Origin of the sequence: Aquibaculum sediminis, from assembly GCF_040712085.1 — a bacterium.
GTDB classification, from domain to species: Bacteria; Pseudomonadota; Alphaproteobacteria; order Kiloniellales; family DSM-21159; genus Aquibaculum; species Aquibaculum sediminis.
Map to the genome: position 1 here is coordinate 16,458 of NZ_JBFCVK010000007.1, position 11,855 is coordinate 28,312.

Sequence of the window (11,855 nt, forward strand, 5' to 3'; positions counted from 1 at the left end):
CTCCATCTGGCCGCTACTCGAAAAAGGTACTCCCGGCAGAGGCGTACGTACAGAGCGGATGAAGCTCATTGCACAGCTATCAGGGCCGCTGCGACAGCGCGCTCCTCAGCCATCAGCACGTTGTAGGTCCGCGCGGCCGCGCCGGTGTCCATGGCCTCAATGACAATGCCGTGGTCTCGCAGGCTTGCGCGGAAATCCTTCGACGGCAGTTGGGCGCCCTTGCCGCAGCCCAGCAGCAACACCTGGATGCGATCGTCAGCCTCGATAAGCGGCGCAAGGCTTTCCAGCGTTATCTGCGCAAAGGCCTGGGGCGCCCAGGACAGCGTCCGCTGCGGCATGATCAGGACCGAGCCCTTCCAGCGCGTGCCCGACACGCGAAAGCCGCCGTCGCCGTAGGTCTCAATGACCTGCCGCCCCTCGGGGATCAGCGGTGTGACGTCCATTCTTGCCGCCTTACCTTAGCCGACGGTTTGATTGCCGGCCTGCTCCTTGCCGCCCTCTTCGGAGGGCTGCATTGTCGCCCGCTTCAGCCCCAGATAGTACAGCAGCGGCACGGCAATTCCGACAGTCGAGAAGGTGCCGATGATCACGCCCCAGATCAAACCCGCCGTGAAGCCGCGAATGACCTCGCCACCAAAGAAATAGAGGGTGCCCAGTGCAATCAGCGTGGTCACTGAGGTCATAATTGTGCGCGTCAGCGTCTGGTTCAATGCCTCATTGAGCATCTCGGGCATCGATTTCTTTTTGTATTTGCGCATTGTTTCACGCACACGGTCGAAGACCACAACCGTATCGTTGATAGAGTAACCCGCGATGGTGAGCACGGCTGCCAAGGTGGTCAGGTTGAACTCGATCTGCGTGAAGGAGAAGAATCCGATAGTGACAATGACGTCGTGCACCAGCGCCAGCAGGGATGCCATGGCGAAGTGCCATTCAAACCGGAACCAGATATAGAGCCCGATTCCCAACAGCGAGAGCAGCGTGGCCATCATGCCGGCGCGCCGCAGCTCCTCGCCCACCCGGGGGCCCACGAACTCGGTCCGGCGATATTCCGCCACTTCATCGCCGAGTTCCGCCCGAACCGCGTTGATGGCGTCCATCTGCGCGTCCTCGGTGCCGTCCTGGCGCTGGAGGTTGATCAGGACGTCCGTCGGTTCACCGAACTCCTGCAGCGTGACCGGGCCAATATCAAGTGCACCCAAGCGGCTGCGCATGTCTTCCAGGTCCGCTGGCGCGTCGGTGCGGACCTCCATGAGGATGCCTCCGCGAAAATCAACCCCGAAGTTGAGGCCCTGGACAAAGAAGGTGGCAATGGAGCCGGTCATCAGGATCATGGCAATCGCCAGGAACCAATAACGGACCGCAAGAAAGGGGATTCGCGGTTCGGCGGGAAGGAGTCGAATCAGTGGCATTGGCGCGCCTCCGTTAGATCGGCAGGGCCTTCTTGGCGCGGCCGGCACGGAGCCAGCCGACCACCATGAGGCGCGTGATCATGATTGCTGTGAACATTGAAGTGACAAGACCGATCCCCAGGGTCACCGCAAAGCCGCGGATCGGACCCGTGCCGAAGTTGTACAGCAGCACGGCGGCGATCAGGGTCGTCACATTAGCGTCGATGATGGCCGAGAGCGCCTGTCGATAGCCGATGTCGATGGCCGATACGGGACCCCGGCCGTTCCGCACTTCCTCACGGATGCGCTCGAAGATCAGCACGTTGGCGTCGACCGCCATGCCGATGGTCAGCACGATGCCGGCGATTCCCGGCAGCGTCAGCGTTGCCTGCAGGCCAGACAGCACCGCTAGGATCAGGATCAGGTTGAGCAGCAGGGCGCAAGCCGCCATCAAGCCGAACAGCCCATAGGCCGCCGCCATGAAGAGCATCACCAGGACAAGTCCCAGCAGTGACGCGGTTTCGCCTGCGGCGATGGAATCCGCACCGAGACCCGGTCCCACTGAGCGCTCTTCCAGTACCGTCAGCTCTGCGGGCAAAGCGCCGGCGCGCAGAAGCAACGCGAGGTCCTGCACCTCCTGGGTGGCGAAACTCCCGGAAATCACGCCGCGCCCGCCCAGAATGGGCTCGCGGATCACCGGAGCGGAGATGACCTCTTCGTCGAGCACGATGGCAAAGAGGCGACCCACGTTGTTGCGCGTGGTGTCACCGAAGCGCTGTGCCCCCACCGAATCGAAGCGGAAGGAGACGACGGGCTGGCCTTCCTGGAAGGTCGCCTGCGCGTCCACCAGGTTGTCGCCACTGACCATCACGCGGTTGCGCACCACATACTCGCGCACCTGTCCGGTCGGGTCGGCTTCCTGAGCCGGAAGGAGGCGCGATCCGGGCGGCACACTGTCGACGCCCGGCACCACATCCTCATCGACGAGATGAAACGACAAGCGCGCTGTCTGGCCCAGCAGATCCTTCACCCGCTGCGGATCATCCACACCCGGCAGCTGCACGAGAATGCGGTCCTCGCCCTGACGGGCGATTGTCGGCTCGCGCGTGCCGGTTTCGTCGATGCGTCGGCGCACAATCTCGATGGATTGCTGCACCACGCTTATGCGACGCTCGGCCATGGCCTGATCGCTCAGCGTAATAGATCCGCTGCCATCATCGGAGATCCGCAAGGTGGCATCCCCGATATAGTCCCGCAGCACCTCTCGCGCCCGGTCGATCTCGGCGGTATCGCGCAGGCTGAAGACGACGCTGTTTCCCTCGAGACCGAGGCCAGTGTAGCCGATGTTCGCCCGACGCAGTTCAACGCGCACGGAATCGACGAATCCGGCGAGTTGCTCCTCGAAAACCCCATCGACATCGACCTCCAGAAGGAGGTGCGAGCCTCCCCGGAGATCGAGGCCAAGATTGACCTGTTGATTGGGAAGCCAGGAGGGCAGCTGATCGAGCGTGGCGCGGGACAGAAGATTTGGCAGGGCAAAGATCAACCCTGCCAACAGCACCACGATCACGGCAAACAACTGCGCGCGGGAAATGTTAACCATCGGCGCTTACCACCCCTACTGCACGACTGGAAGCGCGCGCTTACTTACCTGAACCGCGACGGCCGCTCTTCTCTTCGGCCTCGGCATCATCGTCAGCATCGTCAGACGAAGTTTCCACCGCCTTGGACCGCGTGGCCGGATCGGTCTTGTCCAGCACATCGGTGATGGTGTGCCGGATCACACGCACCCGCGTGCCCTGAGCAATCTCGACCTCGACCTCACCGTCGTTGAGGACCTTGGTGACCTGGCCGACGATGCCCCCGGAGGTGACGACGCGGTCACCGCGGCGCAACGCCTCGACCATGGCCCGGTGCTGCTTCACCTTCTTCTGCTGCGGACGAATCAGCAGGAAGTAAAACACCACAAAAATCAGAACGATCGGCAACAGCGACACCAGAATGTCGCCACCACCACCGCCAGCCGCCTGCGCATAGGCCGGAGAAATCAACATGCTCGCTCCTCGGTAAAGCCTTCATTGAACGGCCAGACAGCCGGCCGCAAATTCAGGCGGGACTATAGCCCCGTGCCCATGAAATGCAATGAAAGCCCGAGCGCTCGATTGACGACGCTCCGGCGCCCTCGCTAGCTTAGCGCTTCGTTCCCGCCTGCCTGTGCGCGACGATGACGCAAGGGCCCTGCCCTGGCGCTCTTCGCGACGCCATGACATCAGAGAAACCATGACCAGTCCCGACCCTCAGGAAACCCACGCCCTGCTCATCCGTATCGCCGACGCGCTTGAGCGCATGGCTCCTCCTCCGCCGCCAGCCATGACGCTGGAGGGCAGCGATGTCTTCGTCTGGCACCCGGAGGAGGGCCGCCTGGCGCCCGTGGGTCGCCCCAACCGCGTGGAGCTGGAACTGCTGCGCGGCATCGACCGGCAGAGTGATCAATTGCACGACAACACGCAGCGCTTCGCCCGCGGACTGCCGGCGAACAACGCCCTGCTCTGGGGCGCGCGCGGCACCGGCAAGTCGTCACTGGTGAAGGCGGTGCATGCTGCCGTGAACGAAGAGGCCAAGGTCGGCGACTATGCGCCACTGGCGCTGGTGGAGATCCATCGCGAGGACATTCCCTCGCTGCCGCGACTCTTGACGCTGCTGCGCGACGAGGAGCGGCGCTTCATCCTCTTCTGCGACGACCTCTCCTTCGATCAGGACGATGCAAGCTACAAGTCACTCAAGGCGGTGCTGGAGGGCGGCGTCGAGGGTCGGCCCGACAACGTGATCTTCTATGCCACCTCCAACCGTCGGCACCTGCTGCCGCGCGACATGATCGACAACGAGCGTTCCACCGCGATTAATCCCGGCGAGGCGGTGGAGGAGAAGGTGAGCCTATCGGATCGCTTCGGCCTTTGGCTGGGCTTCCACAACTGCGATCAGCAGACCTACTTCGAGATGATCGAGGGCTACGCGCGCCGCTTCAATCTCGAGTTGGAACCGGAGACGCTCCGACGCGAGGCAAACGAATGGGCTGTGACGCGCGGCTCGCGCTCAGGCCGTGTCGCCTGGCAGTTCATCCAGGATCTGGCAGGTCGGCTGGGACAGAGGCTCGAGTAGCCTCGACCCGACAAATCGCCCCCTGATCAGCCCCCTGCCCCGTCCAACAGTGGCAGGGGGTCGATTGCCCGGGTGCCCTTGCGAATCTCGAAATGGAGCTGCGGCTGCCCAACGCTGCCGCTGCTGCCGACTTGCGAGATCACCTGACCGCGCGAGACCGTGTCTCCGGCGCTGACCAGCAGGCGGTCATTGTGAGCGTAGGCGGTGATCCACTCATCGGAATGCTTGATGAGCAGGAGATTGCCGAAGCCGCGCAGCTCGTTGCCCGCGTAGGCCACAACTCCATTCTCCGCAGCGCGAACCTCGGCGCCGCGTTCGGCCGCGATGTTGATGCCGTCATTGTGGCGGCCATCGCCCTGGGGACCGAAACGCGCGATCATCTCACCCTCCAGCGGCCAGAGAAAACGTCCTCCCGACCGCGGCGGCGGTGCGCTCACCTGCTCCGGAGTCGCGGTGGCGCTGGCGACGGATTCTTCCTCCTCCTCCGCCGCAGCAGGAGGCGTGGTCTCGATCGCCTCTGCCGGCTCCGGCGCGTCCTGCTCGTCCTGGACAGCACCTTGCTCAGGGGGAGCTTCTTCGGCCGGCACCTGGGTTGGATCCTGACCGGCCGGAGAGGTAGCAGCCGCGGCTTCGGCCAATGTCACATCGACCTCCCCGCGGGACTCAGACGCGGCGCCTCCCGGCAGCACCAGCCGCTGCCCTGTCCAGAGACTGTAGGGTGGTTCGAGGCGGTTGGCTTCGGCCAGCTGGGCCGGGGTCGTCTCGTACTGTCCCGCGATAACCTGGAGGGTTTCGCCGCGCCTCACCTCGTGAACCTGGACCGATGGTATGTCCAAGCGCTGCCCCACCCGCAGATCGAAGGGCGGGGTCAGATTGTTGGCGTCGATCATCGCGGCCAGGGGCACGTCGTAGCTCTGCGCAATGGAAAAGAGCGTGTCCCCAGCCACCACGCGGTGGGCTGATTCCTGCGGCTGTACGCGAGTCGCCGCGGCCGGCGCTGGTTCGCTGGTGGCCGGTTGGCTGGAAGGCGGTTCGCTGGAGAGCGGTTCACTAGAGAGCGGCGCTACGTCAACGTCCCTGTTGTCCGGTGTGGCCGCCTCCGGGAGAATGGGGCCACTGGTTTCCGGCTGCGACTGCGGGCTCGATTGCGGCAGGGTGGCGTTGCGGATGCGCTCGGGGTTGCTGCAGGCCGTCAGCAACGTGGCGCCCAGCAAGCCCAACGCCAGGAGTTTCGCGAATCCGCCTGATCTCATACTTCTGCCCTCATGCCGTCGAGCGTCTTGCGGTGGTGTCCTCGGCAACCAGGGGCACAAAGCGCACGATGCCGAGACTGGTTTGCTCCACGCCGTCCGGCGTGCGCTGGATGCGCAGGAGTTCCTGGGTGCGTCCCTGCGTGCCCACCGGCAGAATCATGATCCCCCCTTCCGCCAACTGACGCAGCAAGGGTTCGGGCGGCAGGGCCGCCGCGCAGGTCACGATGATCCGATCAAACAGGCGCTGCTCCGGCCAGCCCCGCGAGCCGTCGCCGAGACGCGGTGTGATGTTGGTGATGCGCAGTTCATTGAACCGCTTCTCAGCCTCGTTCAGTAAGGCCTTGTGCCGCTCGATGGTGTAGACCCGACGCGCCACCCGCGCCAGAATCGCCGCCTGGTAGCCTGAGCCAGTACCGATCTCCAGCACGGTGTGCTGTCGGGAAGACTGCAAGGCCTGGGTCATCATCGCGACGACCTCTGGCTGGCTCAGGGTCTGTCCCTGACCGATCGGCAGGGCGATGTTCTCGTAGGCCTGGTCCTGAAAGGCTGGCGGGACGAAAATCTCGCGCGGAACCCGTTCGATCGCCGCCAGCGTCGCAGTATCGGAAATACCCGCGCGCCGTAGCTGCATGAGCAGACGTATTTTGCGCGGTTCCGGGGTCACGCGAAGCGTTCCTTGAGCAGCGCGAGCGACTTCTCGTGCGTGAGATCGAGGTGCAGCGGCGTCACCGAAATCGCGCCATCCTGAATCGCCGCCAGATCCGTGTCTTTCTCTTCCGTGGCGTCACCGCCCCAGTGGCCGATCCAGACATAGGGATGGCCTCCGGGATCGCGGCCTTCCACCATCCCCACCATATCGTCCCGGCGCCCCTGGCGCGCCACCCGCACCCCCGTGACCGCATCCGGGCTCACGGGAGGAAAGTTCACGTTGAACAGGCGGTCGCGCATCTCCGGCATCTCATAGAGCCGGCGCACGATGTCCGGCGCATGCTGTTCCGCCACGGCGAAGCTCGTGGGGGCATCGCTGCTACGCAACTGGCTGAAGGCAATGGAGCGGATGCCGAGCAGGGTGGCCTCCATTGCCGCGGCCACCGTACCGGAGTAGCCGACATCCTCGGCCAGGTTGCCGCCGTGGTTCACGCCCGAGAGCACGAGTCCCGGTCGGCGATCCTTCAACAGGTGATTGACCGCCACCACCACGCAGTCGGTCGGCGTGCCGTCCACGGCAAGACGCCGTTCGGCAAAGCGTCGAATGCGCAGCGGCCGGCGAAGGGTCAAAGAGTGGCTTGCGGCCGACTGCTCAACCTCCGGGGCCACCACCCAGACATCGTCGGACAGGCTGCGGGCCACCGCCTCCAGGGCACGCAGACCCGGTGCGTGAATGCCGTCATCATTCGTAACGAGAATTCGCTCTCCGCGCAGCGCCTGTGCAGCCGTCGTCATGCCTTGCTGGTACCCCAAAATTATCGTGGGGCGGTGCTCTGGGCCTCCGTGCCGGAGGAGCGACTCGCCGCCCGGGTTGCTCTCCCCCGCTTATAGAGCTTCACAGGGTCGAGGTCCACGAAACCGGCGGCAGGACACCAACGTGAAGGCACAAGCAACAGCGGGGCGGGCCTCCGCCCCGCGCTGCATCAGTCCTCGATTCCGGCCTCGCGGTTCAGCTCTTCTTCGCGCTGTGCGCGTTTGCGTTCGACCATCTTCGCCAGATAGATCGAAATCTCATAGAGCAGAATGATCGGGATCGCGAGGCTGATCTGGCTGATGGGATCAGGTGGCGTGAAGATGGCCGCAACCACGAAGACGCCCACGATCGCATACTTCCGCTTGGCTGCCATGCCTGCCGACGTCGCGATGCCGGCCCGCGCGAGCAGAGTCATGAGCACGGGAAGCTGGAAACAAATGCCGAAAGCGAAGATCAGCTTCATCGTGAGGGCGAGGTACTCGCCCACCTTGGCCTCGAGCTGGATCGGCAGCGTACCTTCGCCGCCGGTGGTCTCGAAATGCAGGAAGAATTCCCAGGCGAGCGGCAGGATCAAGAAGTAGACCAGCGCACCGCCGGTGAAGAAGAGGAGCGGCGAGGCGACCAGGAACGGTCCAAAGGCCTTGCGTTCCTCCTTGTACAGGCCGGGCGCCACGAACTTCCAGATCTGGGACAGAAAGATCGGGCAGGTAACGAAGGCAGCGAAGAAAAAGGCCACCTTGATGTAGGTGAAGAAGACCTCGGTCAGATCGGTAAAGATCATCCGGGCCATGCGATCGTCGCCGCGCTGCAGCAGAATATCTGCCAGCGGTTGGACGAGAAAATTGTACAAATACTCGGCAAAAAAGAAGCTGACGAAGAACGCCACGAAGAGGGCGATCACCGAGTAGAGCAAACGTTGCCGCAACTCGATCAGGTGTTCGAGCAGCGGCATCTTCTGGGAGTCGACCGTATCGTCTGCCACGGCGGATCAGCCTGCTTTCTGGGTCTTGTCGTCGGAGCCGCTCTTGGCGGTCTCCTCGCCTGACGCCGACGCACTTTTCATCGCGTCATCAGACTCTTCGCCGCGGCCCGGATGTCGGACGACCTTGCTATCCGTGCCTTCAGCTTTGCTTCCGGTGCTGCTCGATCCTGCCGATGGCCTTTTCACCGATGTACCGCCGGACTTGCCGGCGGCGTCACGAGCCGTGCGATCGACATCGCGCAATTCCTTCTCGACCTCGTCTTCAGGGTCGAGGGCCTTGCGAATCTCTCGGTCCAGATTGCGACCGCCGGTCTTCTCGATGGCTTTGCGCGCGTCGTCCAGTTCCGCTTCGCGCATCACTTCGTTCAGGCCAGACTGGAATTCCCGGCTGAGCGAGCGCGCCTTGCGCATGAATTGCCCCATGGTACGCAAGACCCGGGGCAAGTCTTTCGGACCGATGACGAGCAACGCCAGCAGGGCGATGATCGCCATTTCGCTCCAACCGAAATCGAGCATGCCTGAACCTCAAAGGCGTCCGCGGGCAGGCCGAAGCACAACACCGCCCGCCGGCCACCGAGTTGTACTAGCCGTTGACGGCCTTCTTGTTTTCTTCGCTCGACGACGCGGTGGCCTTGTCGGTCTGAGCCGTGGTGGTCCCGGTCTCGTCCTCGATCGATTTCGACTCGGCAGTCGTTTCTTCTTCTTCCTTCATGCCGTGCTTGAACTGCTTGATGCCCGAGCCGAGGTCCTTCATCAGGCGCGGAATCTTGCCGCCACCGCCGAACAGCACCAGAACGACCGCCAGAACAATCAGCCAATGCCAGATACTAAAGGAACCAACCATCGCCACCGTGACCATATCGGTCAACATAATGCTCCCCATCAACAGGGTCTCCTCAACAGCTGTCCCAGCCCCAATGCGGGCCGCCTTTGCGGACTATGGCAAAATCCTTTGATCACCGCAACGACAGCCCATGCCCACTATGCACGCGTGCGTGATTCAAAGACGAAGGCTTGATGCGGATCGAGATCGATGGAGAAAGTCTGCCCTTCTGGCGGCAGAAAGCGTCCCGGCACGCGCACGTGCAGATGAAGGTCGATCTCGTGGCGAGGATCGGCGACGGAAAGGTGTACCAGACTGGTGCGGCCCAGCAGCTTTGCGGTCACCACTGTGCCCGGCACCTGCCCTGATCCGGCATGCTCGCCCGGCGGCAGGAGCTTGATCGCCTCCGGGCGAATCAGCACGTCAACCGCTGCACCTTCTCCAAGGCCCTGAGCATCGAGCATGCCCAGAGGCGTCTCCACCTGGCCGTCGCGGACGCTGGACTCCAACCGGTTGATCTCGCCGAAGAAAGCGGCCACGAAGGCGCTAACCGGTTGATAGTAGAGTTCCTCCGGGCGCCCGATCTGCTGAATGCGACCCTGGTGCATCAACGCAATCCGGTCAGCCATGAACATGGCCTCTTCCGGGTCGTGGGTGACCATGAGGGTGGCGGCGCCGGACCGCTTGAGCACATGCAGGGTCTCGTCCCGCACCTCCTGGCGCAACTGCACGTCCAGCCCGGAAAAAGGTTCATCGAGGAGCATCAGACTGGGCTGGGGCGCCAGCGCACGTGCCAAGGCCACCCGCTGCTGCTGTCCGCCCGAAAGCGTGTGGGGATAGGCCTCGCCGTAATCCTCCATGGCCACCTGCTTCAAGGCGGCACGCGCCCGGGCTGCGCGCTCGTTGCGGCTCGCCTTGCGCACGCCGAAGGCGACGTTTTCCTGCACACTGAGATGGGGAAAGAGCGCGAAATCCTGAAACACCAGCCCAACGGAGCGTTCTTCCGGGGGAACGTCGCGCTGGCCATCGGCCATCACCTCGTCGCCGATCAGGACGCGCCCCCGCTGCAGCACTTCCAGGCCTGCCGCCAGTCGCAATAGCGTCGTCTTTCCACAACCGGACGGACCGAGCAGACACACCAGTTCCCCGGCGTCGACCGAAAGGCTTACATCATCCACAGCACGCAGGTTGCCGTAGGCATGACTGACGTGCTCGAACACGAGATTGGACATGGATCGCTGCTTCTATGGCTTGGGCAGCGGGACACTATTGCCTGTGCTGGGGGAAAACAACGCTGCGCACAATCGTGGATGACCTGGCGACCCGTTCCAGACTTGCCATACCGTCCGACCGTGTGCCTGATGGGTGAAAGCGATGCACAGTGCGGGATCGATACAGCATGCTACACGACCAGAAACTGCCCATGGATCGCATCTACGTTCCGACGAAGCTGCGCACGCTACTGGATCCCGAGAAGGTCGAGGAGATCGCGGCGAGCATCCTGGAAGAAGGGCAGAAAACACCGATTCTAGTGCGGCGCGACGGCCAGCGCTTCGTCCTTGTCGAAGGCGTGCACAGGCTGGAAGCCTGCCGGGCTCTCGGGGAGAGCACAATCACCGGACTGCTGGTGAACGCGCGGCGCTGAGCTGCGGCACACTGCAGTGCTCTCAGCAGTGCGCTCGGGCGTGCCCTCAGGCGCGACGGCCTTCCAACGGCGGTCGTGGCGGCAGGTCGATGTTGACCTCCAGGCGGGCGGAGCCTCCCTCCTGCGCCATACGCACCGACACGTGATCCTCCGGGATCGGCACGTACTTGGAGATGGCGGCCAGGATGTCCTTCTGCAGCCGCGGCAGGTAATCGGGCGCGTCACGCCCCGCCCGCTCATGCGACAACACAAAGCTCAGGCGTTCCTTTGCCGCGGAGGCCGCATTGTCCCGGCGCTTAAAGAGTCCGAAAAGGCTCATGCCGGCCTCCCCATCAAGCGTGCAAAGAAGCTTCGCCGAGCAGCCCTCACGAAACGCTGCTCGATTATATCTCCTAGGAAGCGTCCCACCGCATCCTCGTAGGCCTGGGCCGGCGTGGTGCCCTGATCCAGGATGACCGGCTGGCCGATGTTGGAGGCCCGCAGCACGGCCTGGCTCTCGGGAATCACGCCCAGCAGCTTGATTGCCAGAATTTCCTGGACATCCTCGACTGAGAGCATCTCCCCCTGCTCGACGCGGGCCGGATCATAGCGTGTGACCAGAAGGTGTTCCTTGACCGGATCCTCGCCCTTCTCGGCCCTGTGGGACTTGCTGGAAAGGATGCCGAGAATGCGATCGCTGTCCCGCACCGAGGAGACCTCGGGATTGGTGACGATGATCGCTTCGTCGGCATAGTAGAGCGCGGCCAGCGCGCCCTTCTCGATGCCTGCCGGGCTGTCGCAGACAATATAGTCGAAGTCCTTGCGCAGTTCGTCGAGCAGCTTGCCGACGGCATCGAGTTCAAGGGCTTCCTTGTCCTTGGTCTGCGATGCGGCCAGGATCGAGAGGTTTTCCATCCGCTTGTCGCGAATCAGCGCCTGGCGCAGCGTCGCCTCGCCGTTGATCACGTTGACGATGTCGTAGACCACCCGGCGCTCACATCCCATAACGATGTCGAGATTGCGCAGGCCGACATCGAAATCGACGACGGCGGTTCGATGGCCCCGCGCGGCGAGGCCGACAGCAAAGGCCGCACTCGACGTCGTCTTGCCGACGCCGCCCTTGCCTGAGGTCATCACGATGATTTTGGCCACGTTTCTGTC

Annotated in this window: 15 protein-coding genes; 2 read left to right on the top strand and 13 right to left on the bottom strand. The window is 63.5% G+C overall.

What is annotated here, in order from left to right:
- Positions 1 to 65 precede the first annotated feature (65 nt).
- Genes ABZ720_RS12290 through yajC form a run of 4 tightly spaced genes read right to left on the bottom strand, consistent with a single transcriptional unit; the run spans position 66 to position 3,445 of the window.
- On the bottom strand, positions 66 to 443 hold the full coding sequence (locus ABZ720_RS12290) for an Mth938-like domain-containing protein (RefSeq protein WP_366555826.1): 378 nt from the start codon (positions 441 to 443) through the stop codon (positions 66 to 68).
- 15 nt (positions 444 to 458) lie between these two features.
- Entirely contained in the window at positions 459 to 1,412 is a 954-nt protein-coding gene (gene secF, locus ABZ720_RS12295; protein ID WP_366555827.1) for a protein translocase subunit SecF, read from the bottom strand.
- A 13-nt stretch (positions 1,413 to 1,425) separates the two neighbouring features.
- Positions 1,426 to 2,994 (bottom strand): protein translocase subunit SecD, encoded by a 1,569-nt coding sequence (gene secD / locus ABZ720_RS12300; RefSeq protein WP_366555828.1) that lies wholly within the window; start codon positions 2,992 to 2,994, stop codon positions 1,426 to 1,428.
- A gap of 40 nt (positions 2,995 to 3,034) precedes the next feature.
- Positions 3,035 to 3,445 (bottom strand): preprotein translocase subunit YajC, encoded by a 411-nt coding sequence (gene yajC, locus ABZ720_RS12305; protein WP_366555829.1) that lies wholly within the window; start codon positions 3,443 to 3,445, stop codon positions 3,035 to 3,037.
- 226 nt (positions 3,446 to 3,671) lie between these two features.
- On the opposite strand from yajC, the gene ABZ720_RS12310 reads away from it, so the two are divergent.
- Positions 3,672 to 4,550 carry an ATP-binding protein gene (locus ABZ720_RS12310; RefSeq protein WP_366555830.1) on the top strand — a complete coding sequence of 293 codons (879 nt, stop codon included), beginning with the start codon at positions 3,672 to 3,674 and terminating at the stop codon, positions 4,548 to 4,550.
- A gap of 26 nt (positions 4,551 to 4,576) precedes the next feature.
- On the opposite strand, the gene ABZ720_RS12315 is transcribed toward ABZ720_RS12310, so the two are convergent.
- The 7 genes from ABZ720_RS12315 to ABZ720_RS12345 all read right to left on the bottom strand — a co-directional run bounded on the left by ABZ720_RS12315 (position 4,577) and on the right by ABZ720_RS12345 (position 10,302).
- Entirely contained in the window at positions 4,577 to 5,803 is a 1,227-nt protein-coding gene (locus ABZ720_RS12315) for a peptidoglycan DD-metalloendopeptidase family protein (RefSeq protein ID WP_366555831.1), read from the bottom strand.
- Positions 5,804 to 5,813: 10 nt separating this feature from the next.
- Positions 5,814 to 6,467, bottom strand: coding sequence for a protein-L-isoaspartate(D-aspartate) O-methyltransferase (locus tag ABZ720_RS12320; RefSeq protein WP_366555832.1), 654 nt, complete (start codon positions 6,465 to 6,467; stop codon positions 5,814 to 5,816).
- Entirely contained in the window at positions 6,464 to 7,246 is a 783-nt protein-coding gene (gene surE, locus ABZ720_RS12325; protein ID WP_366555833.1) for a 5'/3'-nucleotidase SurE, read from the bottom strand. The genes ABZ720_RS12320 and surE overlap by 4 nt, the downstream gene beginning before the upstream one ends.
- A 188-nt stretch (positions 7,247 to 7,434) precedes the next feature.
- On the bottom strand, positions 7,435 to 8,247 hold the full coding sequence (gene tatC / locus ABZ720_RS12330) for a twin-arginine translocase subunit TatC (RefSeq protein ID WP_366555834.1): 813 nt from the start codon (positions 8,245 to 8,247) through the stop codon (positions 7,435 to 7,437).
- Positions 8,248 to 8,253: 6 nt separating this feature from the next.
- Entirely contained in the window at positions 8,254 to 8,763 is a 510-nt protein-coding gene (gene tatB, locus ABZ720_RS12335) for a Sec-independent protein translocase protein TatB (RefSeq protein WP_366555835.1), read from the bottom strand.
- Positions 8,764 to 8,830: 67 nt separating this feature from the next.
- Positions 8,831 to 9,130: a twin-arginine translocase TatA/TatE family subunit gene (locus tag ABZ720_RS12340; protein ID WP_366556006.1), complete on the bottom strand. Its 300-nt coding sequence runs from the start codon at positions 9,128 to 9,130 to the stop codon at positions 8,831 to 8,833.
- Between the two features lie 98 nt (positions 9,131 to 9,228).
- Positions 9,229 to 10,302: an ABC transporter ATP-binding protein gene (locus tag ABZ720_RS12345; RefSeq protein WP_366555836.1), complete on the bottom strand. Its 1,074-nt coding sequence runs from the start codon at positions 10,300 to 10,302 to the stop codon at positions 9,229 to 9,231.
- Between the two features lie 167 nt (positions 10,303 to 10,469).
- Here ABZ720_RS12345 and ABZ720_RS12350 point away from each other — a divergent pair, with 167 nt between their 5' ends.
- The gene (locus ABZ720_RS12350) at positions 10,470 to 10,715 is read left to right on the top strand and encodes a ParB N-terminal domain-containing protein (protein ID WP_366555837.1); all 246 of its coding nucleotides are present in this window, start codon (positions 10,470 to 10,472) and stop codon (positions 10,713 to 10,715) included.
- A gap of 46 nt (positions 10,716 to 10,761) precedes the next feature.
- On the opposite strand, the gene minE is transcribed toward ABZ720_RS12350, so the two are convergent.
- Together minE and minD are read right to left on the bottom strand one after the other, a co-directional pair.
- Entirely contained in the window at positions 10,762 to 11,034 is a 273-nt protein-coding gene (minE, locus tag ABZ720_RS12355) for a cell division topological specificity factor MinE (protein ID WP_366555838.1), read from the bottom strand.
- On the bottom strand, positions 11,031 to 11,846 hold the full coding sequence (gene minD / locus ABZ720_RS12360) for a septum site-determining protein MinD (protein ID WP_366555839.1): 816 nt from the start codon (positions 11,844 to 11,846) through the stop codon (positions 11,031 to 11,033). The genes minE and minD overlap by 4 nt, the downstream gene beginning before the upstream one ends.
- Between the last annotated feature and the right edge of the window lie 9 nt (positions 11,847 to 11,855).

Coding starts and splice junctions, on each gene's coding strand:
- ABZ720_RS12340 (WP_366556006.1), bottom strand. CDS start 9,130: ATGGGGAGCATTATGTTGACCGATATGGTCACGGTGGCGATGGTTGGT.
- ABZ720_RS12310 (WP_366555830.1), top strand. CDS start 3,672: ATGACCAGTCCCGACCCTCAGGAAACCCACGCCCTGCTCATCCGTATC.
- secD (WP_366555828.1), bottom strand. CDS start 2,994: ATGGTTAACATTTCCCGCGCGCAGTTGTTTGCCGTGATCGTGGTGCTG.
- ABZ720_RS12350 (WP_366555837.1), top strand. CDS start 10,470: ATGCTACACGACCAGAAACTGCCCATGGATCGCATCTACGTTCCGACG.
- yajC (WP_366555829.1), bottom strand. CDS start 3,445: ATGTTGATTTCTCCGGCCTATGCGCAGGCGGCTGGCGGTGGTGGTGGC.
- surE (WP_366555833.1), bottom strand. CDS start 7,246: ATGACGACGGCTGCACAGGCGCTGCGCGGAGAGCGAATTCTCGTTACG.
- secF (WP_366555827.1), bottom strand. CDS start 1,412: ATGCCACTGATTCGACTCCTTCCCGCCGAACCGCGAATCCCCTTTCTT.
- ABZ720_RS12345 (WP_366555836.1), bottom strand. CDS start 10,302: ATGTCCAATCTCGTGTTCGAGCACGTCAGTCATGCCTACGGCAACCTG.
- tatB (WP_366555835.1), bottom strand. CDS start 8,763: ATGCTCGATTTCGGTTGGAGCGAAATGGCGATCATCGCCCTGCTGGCG.
- ABZ720_RS12290 (WP_366555826.1), bottom strand. CDS start 443: ATGGACGTCACACCGCTGATCCCCGAGGGGCGGCAGGTCATTGAGACC.
- minE (WP_366555838.1), bottom strand. CDS start 11,034: ATGAGCCTTTTCGGACTCTTTAAGCGCCGGGACAATGCGGCCTCCGCG.
- ABZ720_RS12315 (WP_366555831.1), bottom strand. CDS start 5,803: ATGAGATCAGGCGGATTCGCGAAACTCCTGGCGTTGGGCTTGCTGGGC.